Origin of the sequence: Leifsonia sp. NPDC058292 (genome assembly GCF_042880955.1) — a bacterium.
GTDB lineage: Bacteria > Actinomycetota > Actinomycetes > Actinomycetales > Microbacteriaceae > Leifsonia.
On record NZ_JBHVYL010000016.1, the window covers coordinates 41046 to 58646 of the forward strand.

General features: G+C 67.1%; 18 protein-coding genes. 5 read left to right on the top strand and 13 right to left on the bottom strand.

The window, feature by feature from the left end:
• The first annotated feature begins 35 nt into the window (after nt 1-35).
• The 3 genes from ACFVWR_RS10745 (at nt 36) to ACFVWR_RS10755 (ending at nt 3998) form a co-directional block, all read left to right on the top strand.
• The gene (locus ACFVWR_RS10745; protein ID WP_387211151.1) at nt 36-341 is read left to right on the top strand and encodes a hypothetical protein; all 306 of its coding nucleotides are present in this window, start codon (nt 36-38) and stop codon (nt 339-341) included.
• Nucleotides 342-374: 33 nt separating this feature from the next.
• Nucleotides 375-2273 carry a helicase-associated domain-containing protein gene (locus ACFVWR_RS10750; RefSeq protein WP_387211154.1) on the top strand — a complete coding sequence of 633 codons (1899 nt, stop codon included), beginning with the start codon at nt 375-377 and terminating at the stop codon, nt 2271-2273.
• Between the two features lie 81 nt (nt 2274-2354).
• Nucleotides 2355-3998 carry a DNA repair helicase XPB gene (locus ACFVWR_RS10755; protein WP_387211158.1) on the top strand — a complete coding sequence of 548 codons (1644 nt, stop codon included), beginning with the start codon at nt 2355-2357 and terminating at the stop codon, nt 3996-3998.
• A 9-nt stretch (nt 3999-4007) separates the two neighbouring features.
• On the opposite strand, the gene ACFVWR_RS10760 is transcribed toward ACFVWR_RS10755, so the two are convergent.
• From ACFVWR_RS10760 to ACFVWR_RS10775, 4 genes are read right to left on the bottom strand one after another with little or no spacing between them, the layout of a single operon-like run.
• Nucleotides 4008-4925 (bottom strand): aminoglycoside phosphotransferase family protein, encoded by a 918-nt coding sequence (locus tag ACFVWR_RS10760; protein WP_387211161.1) that lies wholly within the window; start codon nt 4923-4925, stop codon nt 4008-4010.
• A gap of 5 nt (nt 4926-4930) precedes the next feature.
• Entirely contained in the window at nt 4931-5686 is a 756-nt protein-coding gene (locus tag ACFVWR_RS10765; RefSeq protein ID WP_387211164.1) for a pyrimidine reductase family protein, read from the bottom strand.
• Nucleotides 5679-6584, bottom strand: a complete 906-nt coding sequence (gene folP / locus ACFVWR_RS10770) for a dihydropteroate synthase (protein ID WP_387211167.1) — start codon at nt 6582-6584, stop codon at nt 5679-5681. The genes ACFVWR_RS10765 and folP overlap by 8 nt, the downstream gene beginning before the upstream one ends.
• An 8-nt stretch (nt 6585-6592) precedes the next feature.
• Nucleotides 6593-7828 carry an NAD(P)/FAD-dependent oxidoreductase gene (locus tag ACFVWR_RS10775; RefSeq protein WP_387211170.1) on the bottom strand — a complete coding sequence of 412 codons (1236 nt, stop codon included), beginning with the start codon at nt 7826-7828 and terminating at the stop codon, nt 6593-6595.
• Nucleotides 7829-7971: 143 nt separating this feature from the next.
• Here ACFVWR_RS10775 and ACFVWR_RS10780 point away from each other — a divergent pair, with 143 nt between their 5' ends.
• Both ACFVWR_RS10780 and ACFVWR_RS10785 read left to right on the top strand, forming a co-directional pair.
• Nucleotides 7972-8664: a response regulator transcription factor gene (locus ACFVWR_RS10780; protein WP_055895214.1), complete on the top strand. Its 693-nt coding sequence runs from the start codon at nt 7972-7974 to the stop codon at nt 8662-8664.
• 43 nt (nt 8665-8707) lie between these two features.
• Nucleotides 8708-10426: a sensor histidine kinase gene (locus tag ACFVWR_RS10785; RefSeq protein WP_387211173.1), complete on the top strand. Its 1719-nt coding sequence runs from the start codon at nt 8708-8710 to the stop codon at nt 10424-10426.
• A gap of 187 nt (nt 10427-10613) precedes the next feature.
• On the opposite strand, the gene ACFVWR_RS10790 is transcribed toward ACFVWR_RS10785, so the two are convergent.
• The 9 genes from ACFVWR_RS10790 to ACFVWR_RS10830 all read right to left on the bottom strand — a co-directional run bounded on the left by ACFVWR_RS10790 (nt 10614) and on the right by ACFVWR_RS10830 (nt 17600).
• Nucleotides 10614-11210 carry an alpha/beta hydrolase gene (locus ACFVWR_RS10790; protein WP_387211176.1) on the bottom strand — a complete coding sequence of 199 codons (597 nt, stop codon included), beginning with the start codon at nt 11208-11210 and terminating at the stop codon, nt 10614-10616.
• 637 nt (nt 11211-11847) lie between these two features.
• The gene (locus ACFVWR_RS10795) at nt 11848-12183 is read right to left on the bottom strand and encodes a hypothetical protein (RefSeq protein WP_387211179.1); all 336 of its coding nucleotides are present in this window, start codon (nt 12181-12183) and stop codon (nt 11848-11850) included.
• Entirely contained in the window at nt 12184-12366 is a 183-nt protein-coding gene (locus ACFVWR_RS10800; RefSeq protein ID WP_387211182.1) for a hypothetical protein, read from the bottom strand.
• A gap of 103 nt (nt 12367-12469) precedes the next feature.
• Nucleotides 12470-13528: a putative T7SS-secreted protein gene (locus ACFVWR_RS10805; protein ID WP_387211185.1), complete on the bottom strand. Its 1059-nt coding sequence runs from the start codon at nt 13526-13528 to the stop codon at nt 12470-12472.
• A gap of 290 nt (nt 13529-13818) precedes the next feature.
• Complete coding sequence (locus tag ACFVWR_RS10810; protein ID WP_387211188.1) at nt 13819-14274, bottom strand: hypothetical protein; 456 nt, start codon at nt 14272-14274, stop codon at nt 13819-13821.
• A 95-nt stretch (nt 14275-14369) separates the two neighbouring features.
• Nucleotides 14370-14663, bottom strand: coding sequence for a WXG100 family type VII secretion target (locus ACFVWR_RS10815; RefSeq protein ID WP_387211190.1), 294 nt, complete (start codon nt 14661-14663; stop codon nt 14370-14372).
• 182 nt (nt 14664-14845) lie between these two features.
• A complete protein-coding gene (gene groL / locus ACFVWR_RS10820) occupies nt 14846-16465 on the bottom strand; it encodes a chaperonin GroEL (protein ID WP_387211193.1) in 1620 nt (539 codons plus the stop codon).
• 199 nt (nt 16466-16664) lie between these two features.
• The gene (locus tag ACFVWR_RS10825) at nt 16665-16868 is read right to left on the bottom strand and encodes a cold-shock protein (protein ID WP_387211196.1); all 204 of its coding nucleotides are present in this window, start codon (nt 16866-16868) and stop codon (nt 16665-16667) included.
• Between the two features lie 189 nt (nt 16869-17057).
• Nucleotides 17058-17600 carry a LytR C-terminal domain-containing protein gene (locus ACFVWR_RS10830; RefSeq protein ID WP_387211199.1) on the bottom strand — a complete coding sequence of 181 codons (543 nt, stop codon included), beginning with the start codon at nt 17598-17600 and terminating at the stop codon, nt 17058-17060.
• Between the last annotated feature and the right edge of the window lies 1 nt (nt 17601).

Consider the following 17601-nt stretch of genomic DNA (forward strand, 5'->3'; position numbering starts at 1 on the left):
GGATCGTGTGACCAACCTCAATTATCCTTGATTTCGTGAGCCAACAGACCCCATCGGCGACAAGCCGCCCCCAGCGCATCCTTTCTTTCATCATCGCCGCGCTCGTCGTGGTGTCTTTGCTGTGCATCGTCGCCATCCTCATCGGCACCGCCGTGGGCGGTTTCGCGCAGCAGGGTTCGGGTCAAGGTCTGTGGCCGGCGGTGTTCGTGCTGCCGCTTCTCGCGCTGCCGATCGCCTTCGTGCTGATGATCATCCTGTTCGTTCTGACCGCCCGCTCGCGCAGCAAGGCGGCGAAAGCCGCGCAAGCGGCTGTCATTCCGCCCGCCAAAGGCAAGCGCTAGGAGCCGAGTCGGGCTGAGGCCGGTGACGGCGACATGACCAACACCCTCGCGCTGGCCGAGCGTCTGCGCGAGCTGACCGACGACGCGCTCGGCGCCGCGCTGGCCGAGCGTTCCTACCGCCGCGCCGGCATCACCGACTTCTTCGACCTCGCCGATGCGCTCCTCGACGGGGACTCGGTGCAGAAGGCCCTGTCTGCCTTGGACAGGCCGACGCTCGCGGTTCTCGTCACCCTCGGGGCCGCATCCGGAGCCCTGAACGCCGAAGCGATCGCTTCGAAGCTCGTCGACGCGCCCGCCACCGACGGGTGCACAACTGAGGATGCCGCGGCGGCCCTGCAGACGCTGGCTCGCGCGCTGCTGGTGCATCCCGAGCCGGCGTCGACGGATGCGTCCGATGCCGGGGTGACCGCCGCCGCCGTCTACGAGTCGGTCACCGCTCAGCTCGCGACCTGGCCGTCGCTCGGGCTCCCGTCGCCCACGTCGATCGTCGACGCTCCCTCGCCGCCCGCGCTCGCGCCCGTTCCCGATACCGAGCGTCGCTTCACCGATCGGCTCGCCTCCGAGCGGGCCTTCGAGTCGGTCGCCGCGGTGTCCGAACTGCTCGCCGAGCTCGACCGAGAAGGTGCGCGCGAACTGCAGAAGGGGGGCCTGGCCCTCCCCGCCAGCAAACGAATCGCCGGCGCGCTGGCCGTCGACGTGTCAGTCGTGCCCACCGTGGTCTCCGTCGCATCCCGCGCTGGGCTCGTCGCCCTCGACGACGCGCTGTGGCTGCCGACGGAAGAGTCGGCAGGATGGTCGCACTCCCCCACCGCCGACCGCTGGAAGGCGCTCGTCGCCGCGTGGCAGAACGCCCTTCCCGACGACCTGCGCGCCCTCCTCACCGGGCGGGCACGCGCCGAGTGGGGCGAAAGTCTGCGCGAACACGTCGCCTGGCTCTACCCCGCCGGCCGCGAGATCGCCCAGAAGCGCGTCGTCGCCTACACGCGGGATGCGGAATGGCTCGGCATCACCGCCCGCCAAGCTCCGAGCTCGGCCGGCACCGCGCTGGTGGAGCAGGGTCCGGATGCGGCGGCCCAGGTCATCCGCGAACTTTTCCCCGCCGAGGTGGACAAGGTGTACCTCCAGCACGATCTCACCGTGGTCTCCCCCGGCCCGCTCGAACCGGGGATCGACGCTCGGCTGCGTGTCATGGCGGATGTCGAGGGGCGCGCTCTCGCCTCCACGTTCCGGGTCTCGGCGGCCTCGATCAACCGCGCGATCGCCGCGGGCGAGACGGCGGAGAGCATCCGTGAGTTCCTCGCGTCCATCTCGCTCACCGGCCTCCCCCAGCCGCTCGACTACCTGATCACCGACGCCACCGAGCGTTACGGACGCGTGCGGGTGTGCGAGATCACCCAGACCGACAGCCTCACACGCTCGGCCGTCGTCTCGGCCGACCCGCAGCTGCTGCGCACAATCGAGGTCGACCAGTCCCTGAACTCGCTCTCGCTCGCGCGGGTGTCGCCGGAGCGCCTGGAGAGCCGCTACGCCCGCGATGTCGTGTTCTGGGCGCTCAGCGACGCTCGCTACCCGGTCGCGGCGGAGGATGCGGCTGGAGAGGTGGTCAGCCTGCGGCGGCACCGGGTCGCGCGCCCCCAGCCGACGCGCAAGGCCGATCCGGCCGCCGACCTGATCGCGCGCTTGCGCGAGACGGAGGTCTCCGAAGACGCGAGCACCCAGGAGCAGTGGCTGGCGCGCCAACTCGACCTGGCCATCCGCGGCAAGCAGACGGTCGTCGTGCAGGTCGCGATGCCCGACGGCCGCACCGTCGAGTACCTGCTCGAACCGACCGGCGTCGGCGGCGGGCGGCTGCGCGGGCGCGATCGTGCTGCAGACATCGAGCGCACGCTTCCGTTGTCGAGCGTGGTGGGGTTGCGTCCCAGCGACGAGTGAGGTGACGGTGGGGCTGCTCGTACTCCACAGGCGGCGCCCGCAGCACGGAGCTCGCAGCCGCGGGGCGTAGACTCAGCGGTTATGTCAGATGGCCCCCTGATCGTTCAGAGCGACCGCACCGTGCTCCTCGAGGTCGCGCATCCGGCGGCAGAGGATGCACGTCACGACCTCGCCGTCTTCGCCGAACTCGAGCGAGCACCGGAACACATCCACACCTATCGCATCACCCGGCTCGGGCTCTGGAACGCGCGCGCTGCCGGTCACACGTCGGAGGACATGCTCGCGACGTTGGAGCGGTACTCCAAGTTCCCGATTCCGCAGACCGTGTCCGTCGACATGGCCGAGACGGTGGCCCGCTACGGCCGGCTCGTCATCGAGCGTGACGACGAAGGCACGCTCGTGCTCCGCTCGACGGATCTCGCCGTGCTGACCGAGGTGGCCGGCGCCAAGCGCATCTCGCCGCTGCTGCTCGCCCGGCGCGACGAGCGCACGTTCGAAGTGCAGGCGTGGGCGCGAGGCCAGCTCAAGCAGGAGCTGGTGAAGCTCGGCTGGCCCGCAGAAGACCTCGCCGGGTACACGCCGGGAACCCCTCACCCCATCGAGCTGGACGAGACGTCGTGGAAGCTGCGCGACTACCAGCACAAAGCCGTCGACAACTTCTTCGAGGGCGGGTCGGGCGTCGTCGTGCTGCCCTGCGGCGCGGGAAAGACGCTGGTCGGGGCGGGCGCGATGGCCACGGCCAAGACCACCACGCTCATCCTCGTGACCAACACGGTGTCAGCCCGGCAGTGGCGCGACGAGCTCTTGAAGCGCACCTCCCTCACCGCGGAGGAGATCGGCGAATACTCCGGCCAAGTGAAAGAAGTGCGGCCGATCACCATCGCGACCTACCAGATTCTGACGGCCAAGCGGAAAGGCGAATACGCCCACCTGGCCCTGCTCGACGCGATGGACTGGGGCCTGGTCGTGTACGACGAGGTGCACCTGCTGCCGGCGCCGGTTTTCAAGCTCACCGCCGAACTGCAGGCCCGACGACGCCTGGGGCTCACGGCGACGCTCGTGCGTGAGGACGGCCGAGAAGGGGATGTGTTCAGCCTCATCGGCCCGAAACGCTTCGACGCACCCTGGAAGGAGATCGAGGCTCAAGGCTTCATCTCGCCCGCGTCCTGCTACGAGGTGCGCATCGACCTGCCCCAGTCGGAGAGGCTCACCTACGCGGCCGCGGCCGACGACGAACGCTACCGCCTCGCGGCGACGGCGCCCGCCAAGCTGGATGTGGTGCGGCAGCTCGTCGCCCGCCACCACGGCGAGCGCATCCTGGTGATCGGCCAGTACCTCGACCAGATCGACGAACTCGCCGAAACCCTGGGAGCGCCGTCGCTGACCGGTGCGACGCCCGTGGACGAACGCGAGCGCCTCTACCAGGAGTTCCGCGAGGGGAGAACGCCGGTGCTGGTGGTCAGCAAGGTGGCGAACTTCTCGGTCGACCTTCCTGAGGCGACGGTGGCCATCCAGGTCTCCGGATCATACGGTTCCCGGCAGGAGGAGGCACAGCGGCTGGGACGGCTGCTGCGTCCGAAAGAGTCGGGCCTGTCCGCGAACTTCTACACCCTGGTCTCGCGGGATACGGTCGACCAGGATTTCGCGCAGAACCGGCAACGCTTTCTCGCCGAGCAGGGGTACAGCTACACGATTCTGGACGCGCACTCGCTCGCGGCGGCCTGACGCCGCTTGTCAGTGCGCGGCTTCCGCGAAGAGCCGGTCGAGCGTGAGTTGTGCCCCGGCCGCGGCTCCGCTGACGGGGTAGCTGCTGTCCGCGACCGTGATGAGGGCCTTCCAGAGCGCCCAGCCGCGAGCGCGAGCCCAGGTGTCTTCGTCGAGCGCGAGTTCGTGTCGGAACCGCTCACGCGCTTCGCCGTCGAAGAGAGTCCAGGCGAGCACGAGGTCGCAGGCGGGGTCGCCGACTCCTGAGGTGCCGAAGTCGATGACGGCGGAGAGCCGGTCGTTCTGCACGAGCAGGTTGCCGGTGGCGATGTCGCCGTGGAACCAGACGGGCGCCTCCGCCCACCGGGACTCTTCGGCCTGGGCCCAGATTCGACGGGCGAGGGCGGCGTCGATCCGGCCGTCGAGCGTCTCGATGGCGCGATACGTCTCCTCGGCGTAGACGGCTGGTGGGTCACCGCGAAAGAAGTTGTGCTGGCCGGGGGCGGGCCCGTCGTGGGCGTCAGCGGCCCGCAAAGCGACCAGAAACTCGGCGACGTCGACCGCGAACCGAACGGGGTCGCCGGTGCCTGCGGTTGCAGCGGGCCGCCCGTCGAGCCACCGATAGACCGACCAGGGATACGGATACTCCGCGTCGGGTTCGCCGGCGGCGACGGGTTCGGGGATGGGCAGCGGCAGCTGCGGCGCGAGTGCGGGCAGCCAGCGCTGCTCCTTCTCGACCTGCTGCGCATACCAAGGCCCGGTCGGCAGGCGCACGCTCAGAGAATCGCCGAGCCGGAAGGTGCGGTTGTCCCAGCCGCTGAGTTCGACGGGCGTGAGCGCCAGGCTCCGCCACTGAGGAAACTGGGCATCGACCAGCCGCCGCGCGAGACCGATGTCGATCGCATCCCGGTCGAGCGCATCCCGGCCCGCCACGCCGCTGTCGGTCACCGTGGTCAGGCCTTCACGTACCGCAGCAGCAGGGTGCTGCCGGAGACGAGGGTGTGGGCGAGGCGCATCCCGACGGGAGCGATGGGCGACGCGCCGGTGGAGATGCGGGAGGCGACGCCGGCTTCGAGGCGCGGGGAGACGGTCAGGCAGAGCTCGTCGAGTTCTCCGGATGCGATGAGGTCGCCGAAGAGGTGCGGTCCGCCTTCACAGTGGATGCGGCCGAGCCCGCGCTCGGCGAGGATCTTGACCATCGCGCCGGCTTCGACCCTGTCGCGCCCGCAGATTTCGACATCCGCGACCTCGGCCAGCGCTTCGCGGGTGTCGGGCCTCGACAGCGAGGTGGTGAAGACGATGGGGCGTTCGGGCGCCTGCTGGAAGATGGGGCTGGCGGGGTCGAGGTCGAGGCTGGCCGAGACGATGGCGAACACGGGATGCGGGGTGAGGCCGGCCGCGACGCGGGCGCGTTCCGAGGCGTCGTCGACGCGCATGGCGCTGTAGCCCTCGGCGCGCACGGTTCCGGCGCCGACGAGCACGACATCGCAGAGCCGCCGGAGGATGGCGAAGACGCGACGATCGGCGGCGTCGGAGAGCCCGGCGGAGAGTCCCTGCTGGGTGGCCGCGCCGTCGATGCTCGAGACGAAGTTCACCCTGACCCAGGGCAGGCCTTCCGTGCCGTCGGAGTAGAGCGAGGCGATGCCGTCATCACCGAGCCCTTCTTCGCTGGGGAGGGGGAAGATGCGGGCGATGGTGGCGTCAGTCATTCAGGTCTCCCATGTTGTGGCGGAGGTAGGCGGGTTCGCGCAGGCCGAGGATGGCCTCGGTCATCCTGGTCGCGGCGACGGAGGCGGCGACGTTGTGCATCCGGATGATGCGGGCGCCGTTGACGATCGAGACGACGGCCGCGGCGATCGAGCCTTCGAGCCGGTCGGCCCGGTCGGCGTCGAGCGTCTCGCCGATGAAGTCCTTGTTCGAGACGGCGGCGAGCGTTGGCAGCCCGAGGTCGGCGATGACGCTGAGGCGGCGAGTCAGTTCGAGCGAGTGCAGGGTGTTCTTGTTGAGGTCGTGACCGGGATCGATCACGATGCGCTCTTCGGGGATGCCGGCGGCGACGGCCCTCTCGACGCGCTCAGAGAGGAAGGCCGCGACCTCGGCGGCGACGTCGTCGTACTGGGGCCGCGGGTACGGGGTTCGGGGCGCGGCCAGGCTGTGGGTGATGACCAGAGTGGCCTGGCTGTCGGCGACCACCTCCAGCAGCCCGGGGTCGCTGAGCCCGGTGGTGTCGTTGACGACGGTGGCGCCGGCGTCGATGGCGAGCCGCGCGACGGCGGAGTGGAACGTGTCCACGGAGATGACGACGTCACTGCCGCTGCGCAGCTCGGCGATCACGGGAACCACCCTGCTTGCCTCTTCTTCGACCGGGATGGGCTCACCGGGCGCGAAGGGCGCGCCGCCGATGTCGACCCAGTCGGCACCGAGCGCGACGGCCTCGTACGCGGCTGCGACGGCGCGGTCGAGCGCGAAGGTGCGGCCGCGGTCGTAGAACGAATCGGGCGTGCGGTTGATGACGGCCATGACGGCGACCCGGCGTGAGAAGTCGAACGTACGCGTGCCGATGGTGCGCACGGGGATGCGCAGGGGCGGGAGGTAGGGCAGTCGCATCCGGGTGCTCAACCGGTGACGAGGTCGCCGAGGTCGACGCCCGGGTCGGCCAGCCGCGCGCGGTCGACCGGCGCGCCGGAGCGGATGAGACGCTGCACCTGGTCGTTCACGTCCCAGACGTTCACGTTCATCCCCGCGACGACGCGGTCGCCGCGCAGCCAGAACGCGACGAATTCGCGCGCATCCACGTCGCCTCGGTAGACGACCTCGGCGTCGGCGGCGAGTGGCGCGTAGCCCGAATACTCCATCCCCAGATCGTATTGGTCGGAGTAGAAGTAAGGGATCTCGTCGTAGCTTGCGTGTTCTCCGACGATCGCGCGGGCGGCGACCGTGCCGCCGGCGATGGCGTTCGCCCAGTGCTCGTTGCGCAGGTGCCGCTCGATGGCGGGGAGGTAGGGGTTGGTGACGTCGCCGACGGCGAGCACGTCTTCGACAGCGGTTCGCATGGCGGCGTCGACGAGGATGCCGTTCTCGACGCTCAGCCCGCTCCTCTCGCCGACCGCGGTGTTGGGCGTCGCTCCGACTCCCACGACGACGATGTCGGCGGGGATGCGGTCGCCGTCGCGGGTCACGACGACGCGCGGCCCGTCGTCGTCGCCGTCGATCGCCACGACGGAGGCCCGGTTGAAGAACTCCACGCCGTTGTCGCGGTGCAGCTTCTCGAACACGGACCCGAGCTCCGCGCCGATCGCTTTCGAGAGCGGAACGGCCGAGCTGCCGAGCACGGTGACGTCGTTGCCGTACCCGCGGGCGGCGGCAGCGACCTCGAGCCCGATCCAGCCGGAGCCGATCACCGCGACGCGGCGGCCGCCGACGGCGAGGGCGGCCCGCAGCCAGTCGCTGTCTTCGATGGTGCGCAGGGTGAAGACGGCGCCGTGCCCAGCGCCCGGCACGGTGAGCTTGCGGGCGCTGGCGCCGGTGGCGAGCACGAGATTGTCGAAGGTGATGCGGGCGCCGCCGGCTAGGAACAGCTCGTGCGCGGCACCGTCGAACGAACCGGCGACGCTCTCCGGCAGGAACTCGACGTCGTTGTCGCGATACCAGCCCTCGGGATGCACGAAAGCGGCCGAGCGCTCGGCCTGACCTGTCAGATACTCCTTCGACAGCGGCGGCCGGATGTACGGAGCGTTCGCCTCAGCGCCGAGCAGGAGGATGCGCCCGCCGAACCCTCGCTCGCGCAGCTGCTCGGCGGTGGTCGCACCGGCCAGCCCCGCCCCGGCGATGACGACAGTTGGCTTGGGCATGGGGTCCTCCTGGCTCAGCGGATGCGCGGCTCACGTGCGCACTCTCAGCATCCACGTTTCGCACGGGCGCCGCCACCGACTCACACCAACTGCACACCGTTCACTCACAGACAGGACTCAGCTGACGCGCAGATAATGTTTCCATGAACGCCGGACCTCGCATTCTCATCGTCGACGACGAGCCCAACATCCGCGACCTTCTCACCACCAGCCTTCGCTTCGCCGGGTTCGCCGTGCGCGCGGTCGGCAACGGTGCCCAGGCCATCTCCGCGGTCCTCGAAGAGGAGCCCGACCTGATCATCCTCGACGTCATGCTCCCCGACATGAACGGCTTCGGCGTGACCAAGCGTCTGCGCGGCGCGGGCTACACGGCGCCGATCCTGTTCCTCACGGCGAAAGACGACACCGAAGACAAGATCACCGGCCTGACGGTCGGCGGCGACGACTACGTGACCAAGCCGTTCAGCCTCGACGAGATCGTCGCCCGCATCAAGGCCATCCTGCGCCGCACGATGCAGGCCGACGAAGACGCGGTCATCCGCGCGGGCGAGCTGACGATGGACCAGGACACCCACGAGGTCTTCGTGGGCGACACGGCCATCGAGCTCTCCCCCACCGAGTTCAAGCTGCTGCGCTACCTGATGCTGAACCCGAACCGCGTGCTCAGCAAGGCTCAGATCCTCGACCACGTGTGGGAATACGACTTCAACGGCGACGCCGGAATCGTGGAGTCGTACATCTCCTACCTGCGTCGCAAGGTGGACGCGCACTCGAGCGAGCCGCTCATCCAGACCAAGCGCGGCTTCGGGTACATGCTCAAAGCCGCCAAGGTCTGAGTCACATCCTCGGCCCAGCTTCCCTTCGTAAACTGGCGGCCTGATGCACTCACGCTTACTCGATCGATGGAACGCGATCTCCCTGCGCACCAAGATCACCGGGGTGACCGTGCTGATGCTGACGCTCGGCCTGCTCGTAACCGGTATCGGCACGATGACCATGCTGAAGCCGGTGCTGCTGAGCCAGCTCGACGCGCAGCTGGTCGCCGCATCCCAGCCGAACAACCTGAACTCCTACCTGGGTCTGTCGGCATCCGACCAAGACAAGATCGCGTCGGACGGCAGCACGTCGCCGTACTTCGCGGCGCTCTACGACTCGTCGGGTGACCTCATCCGGTCGAACTGGGACAACATGCCGGCTTCGCGGCGCCCGGATGTGCCGAAGAGCCTGAGCCTGGTCGACGGCAAAGCGCAGAGCCAGACCGCTTACGACCTCTACAGCGTCGACAAGCGCACGCAGTACCGAGCGCTGGCGCAGACGGTCACTCTCACGAATCCGCAGGGCTCCCTCGGCACCGCGATCGTGGCGACGTCGAAGGGCCAGATCGACACGGTGATGGCGAGCTTTCTCGCGATCTTCCTGGGCTTCGGCGTCATCGTCGTGATCGTGGGCGCTGGACTCACCCGGATGCTGGTGACCACCACTTTCGCGCCGTTGCGCGGCGTCGAGGAGACCGCGGCGGCGATCGCCGACGGCGACTTCAGCCAGCGCTTGGGCGGAGCGACGCCCAACACCGAGGTCGGCCGCCTCAACCGCTCCCTGAACACGATGCTCAACAGGATCGACCGCGCGTTCAAAGACAGAGCGAAGACGATCGAGCAGATGCGCCGCTTCGTCGGCGACGCGAGCCACGAACTGCGCACCCCGCTGGTGTCGGTGCGCGGCTACGCCGAGCTGTACCGGATGGGCGCGCTGCAGACCCCGGACGACGTCGCCCAGGCCATGGACCGCATCGAGAAGGAGGCCATCCGCATGGGCGGCCTGGTCGAAGACCTCCTCGAACTCGCGCGCCTCGACGAGACGAAACCGCTCGACCTGCGACCGGTCGACCTCGTGCCGATCGCCCGAGACGCGGCGATGGATGCGATGGCGGGTTCGCCGGGACGGGTCGTGACCGTGCTCGTGCCCGACCCCATCCTGAAGCCCCGCGTCGCGCCCGAAGAGCCGGGACTGGACACGGTGCCGATGACGATCGCCGACCAGCCGGGACGGGCGTCGAACTCGACCGGACCGATCGCGTTCGCCGGTGCGACGTTCGCCCGCCTGCGCAGTCGCCGCCCTCGCCGGGGAACCGCGGCCATGCCGGTGCTCACCGACGAGAAGGTGATGCTTCCCGCGACGCCCATCGCCGATCCCGCGATCGTCATGGCGGAAGAGAACAAGATCCGCCAGGTCGTCACCAACCTCATGGGCAACGCGCTTCGCTTCACCGCGACCGAGAGCCCGATCGAGATCATGGTGCAGGTCAACCACCAGACGGAGCGCGCGGTGCTCGAGGTGCGCGATCACGGCGAAGGCATTCCGCCGCAGATCCGCGACAAGATCTTCCAGCGCTTCTGGCGCGCCGACACCTCCCGCGCTCGCGAGACGGGCGGCAGCGGACTGGGCCTGGCGATCGTGTCGTCGATCGTCTCCGCGCACAACGGCACGGTCGAGGTCGTCGAGACGGACGGCGGTGGCGCGACGTTCCGCATCACGCTGCCGCTGGCCGAGGCCACGACCGGTGCCGCGCTCCCTGCGCTCCCCACCCTCCCCGACTGACGCCTCGCGCTCGCCCGCCTGGCGCCCTCGCGTCTCGCCCCCATCGAGGGGTCCCAACACGCCGTCTGGCGACAGCGCAACCCATCGAGGGGTCCCAACACGCCGTCTGAGCGACGCACCAGACGGCGTGTCGGGACCCCTCGATCGTGGGCGAGGTGGGCGACGTGGGCGAGGTGCGGATGTGGGCTCAGGCGGGCGTGTTGCGCTCGATGAAGGCGGTCAGGTCGGCGGCCATCCGCGGGGTGATCTCGTGCCCGGCTCCGGGGTAGATCCGTTCTTCGAGGAGCGAGTGGTCCGGAAGGAACTCGTGCATCCGGTCGATGTCGCCGGGCGGGATGACATCGTCGGCCGTGCCCCGCGCCCAGAACACCGGCCGTGGTCGGGCGGCGAGTCCGGCATCCGTCGGCTCGGCGTCGATCGTCGTGAACCCGGCGAAGGCAGCCACGAACTCGAAGCGGTGCGGATGCCGGCGAAGCACGTGGAGCGCGACCGCACCTCCCTGCGAGTAGCCGACGAGGCCGACGCGCGCGGTGGGCGCGGAGTCGTCGAGCCATCGCATCAGCCGGTCGGCAGCAGGCGCGACATTCGCTGACAGCGGGCCAGCGGCGGCATCGGGCGGCACACGGAACCATTCGAATCCGTCGCCCAGGGGCAGCGGAGCTTGCAGGCAGAGGGACCGCCAGTGCCGGGGAATCGCGTTCCGCAGCCAGGCGAGGTCGCCGGCCGCTCCCCCGCGCCCGTGCAGCAGCAGCACAAGGTGCTCGGGGGCGTCGGCGCTGCTCACCCGCCCATCCTAGGCACCGCTCGCGTCTCACCGAGGGGTCCCAACACGCCGTCTGACGGAGGCGCAAGACGGCGTGTTGGGACACCCGCGCGAAAGCGGGAATGAGTGTTCAGCAGTCCTCACGTCGAGGGAGCCAGCGACGCTCGGAGTGCTAATGAGAGTTCCCGACCCGAGTTCGACCGTTTTGAAAGCCATCGGATCGTCGAGCACGCGACGAGGGGGCCGCGTGAAGAAGTTGACCCACATCGCATCCGACCCAGAGTCCGACCTTCCAGCGAAGCCGTGGATCATAAGACGCAGGAATCCATTCGGTGGGCAGTTCAGCTCGCGCTCGTTCGCCGACTCAAAGCATCTTGGAGAAAGTTGGCTGGTGCGGTGCTGCGGGCCGGTTCAGCAGCACTGAATAGCGCATCGACTGTGTCGCTCCACGCTCGAAGATCCCGCACAGTACCTCGCAGTGGCTGATTCTATGGCGGTCAATGCCGTCGGTCCTGTACTTCCCGCCGAGCTATGTCGGGTACTGCGTCACTCGTAGTGAACATTGATCCGCGGACGTTCGCTGGGGTCGACGACGGGAAGAGCGGTCAGAAAGCCATCATCTTGATGACTTGTTGCAAAGCTCCGTCCGGGAGCGTCGTCAGGCAAGGTTGTCATAAATGAGTAGAAACTTGTCGGTGAGGCGCAACCGACAGTATTCCTCCGCGAGAGCCAACGATTCTTCGATAGTTTCTCGATTGTTATTCAGCGAAAATTCACGCCCGAGAAGCCTGGCGGTGGCAGCCCCTGCGGGTAGTTGAAGAATCATGCCGAATCCACCCGTTTGTGAATCCACCGTAATTCGAAAGCAAAACGAATCATACAAGATGATGTCGACAACCCCTGAAGCGAGCGTGACACCTCGCACCCGAACGCGGGGGCCGAAATAGTTGTTGATCAATGCGACAACTTCGCGGATATTGAGTCGACCTGACATCTACTTGTCTCTCCAAAGAATCGCCGTCATGGTCTCGGGGTCGTACATATAGCCCTCTGACTCGAGATATTCGAGTTCTTTCCAAGGAGCTCCACCCCAAGATTCGGGGTCATGGGTGAAGTGGATCGTTTGTCCTCGCGCGACCGCCTCATCCAGAAAGGGCCTGTTGAAGAGGTCAAACATTTGCTGATCGTCCAATTCGTACTTCTTCGCGATCTCGCTCCAGTTGCCCAACGTAATTCCCGAGCATCGACTCGGGGGCCGTTCCATTGTGGACGCTCGATGCTTAAGTGCTCGCCCATTCGTCGGTTGACATTTTGGGGATGCCCCCGACCAGGACCCTGCCGTCCGCAACGGAAACGCCTGGAATATTCTCTAAGGCTTCCGTCGCTCGGAGACCAGTAACAGCGTCCGCTGCTCCAGGACCCTTCGAGCGTTTGAGCCCCTTAAGGAGCCTCGCTGCGCCCGCGCCTCCGAGAAGGAGCATCAGGATGTTGGCTGCGACCCGGCCTGTGCCTTCGCCTGCGTATCCGTCCCAGTGGTCTGCGGCGATGAAGTCACCCCACATAGATTCGACGGCGCCCCACGGGTCTTCGACGACCGCGCCGATGATGTCGCCCCAGAGGTCGACGAAGTAGGCTTCCCACCAGGGTTTGCCTTCCCCGAACCAGTCGTCGAACACATACGTGATCGGGAGCATGTCCCAAACCCCGACGAGCGTGTCCACGCCTTGGCGGATCACGCCCTCGACGAATCGACCCGGGAACTGGGCGATTTGGTCCCACCATTCGATACCGGATCTCTCGCCCGACGTCTCACCGGCTGCGCCGCGAAGTTCGGCGGCGACCTCATCGCCGATCTGCGTGAACCGGGTCAGCGCGGTTTGTGCGCGGCTCTGGGCTTCCGCAAGGCGCGTCGCACCGGGGTCGGTGAACGCGGGCAGGACCGATTCCGGTGAGCCCGCTTGCGCGGCCTGCGCCACACGGATCGAATCAGCATGCGTCTGCACCGCGGTTGCGGTGGCGCGATCGGCTGCCGCCGCGTCGTGGATCGCTGCCTCGATCTCAGCGCGAGCGGAGGCGAACGCGTTCTGGTAGCGCAGCATCGCGATCGCAGCGCGGTTGAACGCGACCGGCGCTTTTCCGGTTCGGGCGGTCTCGCGAGGCACGAACGGTTCCCACCGGGATGCTGCTCGTCCGCGCCAAGCAGGCAGCGACATGGTTTGCCGGGCGTTGGCCACCGCACGCGCTGGTCCGATTCCGGAGCCGACCGTCTCCAGCACATTCGAAATCGTGGACGGATTCCCCGGCAGCACCGACGCGACCGATGAACTTCCCGTGATCATCGACCGACTCCGAGACCAGTTATGGCGTCGGCCAAGAGCGCGTCCACGCGCTGCGTGTCGGTGGCCGCACCGCTCAGCAGCCGGGCCGCTTGCTGTGCGGCGTCACCGCGGAAACGCAACTCACCGGACCATGCCGAACGAAAGCTCTCGAGCGCGGCAGCGACCTCGGCGCGTCCGATGTCCCCGCCTGCGAGAGCATGAACAGGGCGGGTGGTGATCGCACTTCCTATCGTGGACGCGTTTGTGGCGGCATTTCGCAGTTGTTCTGGCGAGCACTCGAATGTACTCATCTAGTTCTCCCAGGGTGCGAAACCCGACTCCGGGGGTTCGCACCCGATGCTGCCGTCCGGCAGCAGTTCGAGGTTGATCGCGACGGGTGGGGCGCCGTGCGCAAGCGGCGGGTGCGACTGACGAGCACGGAGGTCGACGAGCGCGCCGTGTTCGGTGCTCGGATCGATGGCGGCATACCTGGCGCGGACGGGGAGGCCGAACAGCTTCCGTCCCGTGAGGCGAACCCAGTCATACCCGTCACTTGCGTCGGTCGCGTCGACCTGCCCGGTGTCCACCATGAATCGGGCGAGATTCGCCTGACTGGAGAAGATTGGAGTCACCAGTCGCCGATTCACAGTGAACACCGGTGCACCGAAGTAGCCGGGGGGCTGCAGGTACAGCTCACTGAGGTCGAAGAGCTGCCAAAGCTTGTCTGGGCCAGCCAATCCTCGGCTCCACAATCGCGCGAACTCCACCAGCAGTGGCGTCTTGCCCTCATCGCTCCTTGGATGCCGGTCGTCCCCCTCAGGAACCGGCCGCACCGCGCCGCTCGGCGACAACCTCCCGGCGATCAGCTGATCTTGGATGCGATCTGCAAGTCGAGGTCACGCATCGCGTTCGCGGTACCAATCAGGAACTGCTGGATCTCATTGAGCTGCGCGATCAACGTGTCCGCGCTGGTCGTGTACTTCGTATACGCGTCATTGAACTTCCCCGACGCCTGATCAGTGACGAACCCCGACGTCACCAGATTCTGAATCTGGTTCTGCAAACTCTGCAACTTCGTCGTGATCTCCTCACGACCCGCCCCCAACTGCGACGCAGCCGTCTCGATCTCGCCGTAACTGACCTTGATATTCGACATAGAGTGCCTCTTCAAAACGGACTTCATAACAATTCGACCATAGCGTGATAGATCAGATTCCCACAACTGACATATTTTACTCATGTTCAGAGTCACGATGTGCCGACGGGCACGCGAAAAAGGGCGCCTCCCGGGTGGGAGACGCCCTCTTGGTGGTGCTGGGCTTGCTTGAGCCGAGAGGCTTAGAAGTCCATGCCGCCGGTCGGGTCGCCGACCGGGGCCGGGTTCTTCTCCGGCTTGTCGGCGACGACGGCCTCGGTGGTGAGGAACAGGCCGGCGATCGACGCTGCGTTCTGCAGCGCGGAGCGGGTGACCTTCACCGGGTCGTTGATGCCCGCGGCGAGCATGTCGACGTACTCGCCGGTGGCGGCGTTCAGGCCGTGACCCACCGGGAGGTTGCGGACCTTCTCGACCACGACGCCGGCCTCGAGGCCCGCGTTGATGGCGATCTGCTTGAGCGGAGCCTCGATGGCGACCTTGACGATGTTCGCGCCGGTCGCCTCGTCTCCGACCAGCTCGAGCTTCTCGAAGGCGAGCTTGCCGGCCTGGATGAGGGCGACGCCACCACCGGCGACGATGCCCTCTTCGACGGCGGCCTTCGCGTTGCGAACGGCGTCTTCGATGCGGTGCTTGCGCTCCTTGAGCTCGACCTCGGTCGCGGCGCCGGCCTTGATGACGGCGACGCCACCGGCGAGCTTCGCCAGGCGCTCCTGCAGCTTCTCACGGTCGTAGTCGCTGTCGGTGTTCTCGATCTCGTTGCGGATCTGGGCCACGCGGCCGGCGATCTGCTCGGGGTCTCCGCCGCCCTCGACGATGGTGGTCTCATCCTTGGTGATGACGACCTTGCGAGCGGTACCGAGAAGGTCGAGCGTGACGTTCTCGAGCTTGAGGCCGACCTCTTCGGAGATGACCTGGCCACCGGTGAGGATGGCGATGTCCTGCAGCTGAGCCTTGCGGCGGTCGCCGAAGCCCGGAGCCTTGACGGCGACGGACTTGAAGATGCCGCGGATCTTGTTGACGATCAGCGTGGCCAAGGCCTCGCCGTCGACGTCCTCAGCGATGATGAGCAGCTGCTTGTTGGCCTGGATGACCTTGTCGACGATCGGCAGCAGGTCTTTGATCGTCGAGACTTTCTGGTTGACGATGAGCACGTAGGGGTCTTCGAAGACCGCTTCCTGGCGCTCGGGGTCGGTCACGAAGTACTGCGACAGGTAGCCCTTGTCGAAGCGCATGCCCTCGGTCAGCTCGAGCTCGGTGCCGAAGGTGTTCGACTCCTCGACGGTGACGACGCCCTCCTTGCCGACCTTGTCGATCGCCTCGGCGATGATCTCGCCGATGGTGCTGTCGCCGGCGGAGATGGATGCGGTGGCAGCGATCTCCTCCTTGGTCTCGACCTCCTTGGCGGCGGCGATGAGCTCTTCGGTGACGGCCTTGACGGCCTTCTCGATGCCGCGCTTCAGCGTGATGGGGTCTGCGCCGGCGGCGACGTTGCGGAGGCCTTCCTTGACGAGGGCCTGAGCGAGCACGGTCGCGGTGGTGGTTCCGTCACCCGCGACGTCGTCGGTCTTCTTGGCGACCTCTTTGACGAGCTCGGCACCGATCTTCTCGTACGGGTCGTCGAGCTCGATCTCCTTGGCGATGGACACGCCGTCGTTGGTGATCGTGGGGGCGCCCCACTTCTTCTCGAGAACGACGTTGCGGCCGCGCGGGCCAAGCGTCACCTTCACGGTGTCGGCCAGGATGTTCAGGCCACGCTCGAGGCCGCGGCGCGCGTCCTCGTTGAAAGCAATGATCTTTGCCATGGTTGTTTCTCGTCCCTCCCGGACGTCTGCGAAAGATGCGAATGGTTAGCACTCGAACAGCTGGAGTGCTAAAGCGATTCTGGCACTCGTGGCAGCCGAGTGCAAGACGAGCCGGACGCCTGCCGCGAACATCCCCTGTTAACAGAGGAAGCGCCGCCCCCTGAGGGGACGGCGCTCTCTGTTGGTTGGTTGCTGCGCGCTACGCCGGACGAACCGACTCGGCCTGCGGCCCCTTCTGGCCGGTGCCGACTTCGAACACGACCTGCTGGCCCTCCTCGAGGACCTTGTAGCCGCTCATGTCGATGGCAGAGTAGTGAACGAAAACGTCCTGTCCCCCTTCATCGACGGTGATGAATCCGTAGCCCTTTTCAGCGTTGAACCACTTCACGGTTCCGTTCGCCATGCATTACTCCCATTGCTGTGTTTCCTCGCTCCGGTCCATCACCAGCGCGTTGAATCCAGATACTAATGCTTTCAATGCAAGTAATCACCAGTGATTTCGGCATTTACGCGCCAAATGACGCGAATTCGTCGGAAGTTAAACACGGGCGTAACATCCGGCGCTCTCGGATGCGGCGCGGAGGCCGATGGATCAGCCGGCGAGGTCGGCGCCGATGACCACCGTGAGCGCGGCGCCGGTGGCGACGTAGTCCTGCGTCTCGGCGATGGTGGCGCCGGGCAGCGACTGCGCGAGACCGAGCGCCGCCGCCTGGTTCTTGGGGTCGGAGTAGTACACGATCGTCTTCTGCAGGTCGGTGTCGCTGGCGTTGGCGCGCGAGTCGACCTTCCAGCCCGCCGCGACGAGCTTGTCGGCGATCTGGTTCGCGAGCCCGCCGGTCGTCGTGCCGTTCAGCACGAAGACGCTGAGATTCGGGTCGACGGTGGGAACGATGGTGGGCGTGGGAGTGGGCGTGGCGGCGGCACTCTTCGACGGTGTCGAGCCGGTGAAGGAGATGCTCCCGTTCACCAGGGAGAGTCCGAAGACGCCGGCGCCGATGAGCACGACCGTGGCGAGAGCCGCCCAGCCGAAGCCGATCCAGCCGCGGCCCTTGGGCCGCGGGGTGCGGTGGGCGCCGACCCGCCGCAGATCGTCGGGGATCGTGTCGAACCGGTCCTTGGGGTACTTCTCAGCCATC

Excerpts from the sequence above, each read along its gene's own strand:
- ACFVWR_RS10780 (WP_055895214.1), top strand. The coding sequence starts at position 7,972 with ATGAACGCCGGACCTCGCATTCTCATCGTCGACGACGAGCCCAACATC.
- ACFVWR_RS10795 (WP_387211179.1), bottom strand. The coding sequence starts at position 12,183 with ATGTCAGGTCGACTCAATATCCGCGAAGTTGTCGCATTGATCAACAAC.
- ACFVWR_RS10755 (WP_387211158.1), top strand. The coding sequence starts at position 2,355 with ATGTCAGATGGCCCCCTGATCGTTCAGAGCGACCGCACCGTGCTCCTC.
- ACFVWR_RS10805 (WP_387211185.1), bottom strand. The coding sequence starts at position 13,528 with ATGATCACGGGAAGTTCATCGGTCGCGTCGGTGCTGCCGGGGAATCCG.
- folP (WP_387211167.1), bottom strand. The coding sequence starts at position 6,584 with ATGCGACTGCCCTACCTCCCGCCCCTGCGCATCCCCGTGCGCACCATC.
- ACFVWR_RS10830 (WP_387211199.1), bottom strand. The coding sequence starts at position 17,600 with ATGGCTGAGAAGTACCCCAAGGACCGGTTCGACACGATCCCCGACGAT.
- ACFVWR_RS10785 (WP_387211173.1), top strand. The coding sequence starts at position 8,708 with ATGCACTCACGCTTACTCGATCGATGGAACGCGATCTCCCTGCGCACC.
- ACFVWR_RS10765 (WP_387211164.1), bottom strand. The coding sequence starts at position 5,686 with ATGACTGACGCCACCATCGCCCGCATCTTCCCCCTCCCCAGCGAAGAA.
- ACFVWR_RS10775 (WP_387211170.1), bottom strand. The coding sequence starts at position 7,828 with ATGCCCAAGCCAACTGTCGTCATCGCCGGGGCGGGGCTGGCCGGTGCG.
- groL (WP_387211193.1), bottom strand. The coding sequence starts at position 16,465 with ATGGCAAAGATCATTGCTTTCAACGAGGACGCGCGCCGCGGCCTCGAG.
- ACFVWR_RS10800 (WP_387211182.1), bottom strand. The coding sequence starts at position 12,366 with ATGTTTGACCTCTTCAACAGGCCCTTTCTGGATGAGGCGGTCGCGCGA.
- ACFVWR_RS10815 (WP_387211190.1), bottom strand. The coding sequence starts at position 14,663 with ATGTCGAATATCAAGGTCAGTTACGGCGAGATCGAGACGGCTGCGTCG.
- ACFVWR_RS10750 (WP_387211154.1), top strand. The coding sequence starts at position 375 with ATGACCAACACCCTCGCGCTGGCCGAGCGTCTGCGCGAGCTGACCGAC.
- ACFVWR_RS10825 (WP_387211196.1), bottom strand. The coding sequence starts at position 16,868 with ATGGCGAACGGAACCGTGAAGTGGTTCAACGCTGAAAAGGGCTACGGA.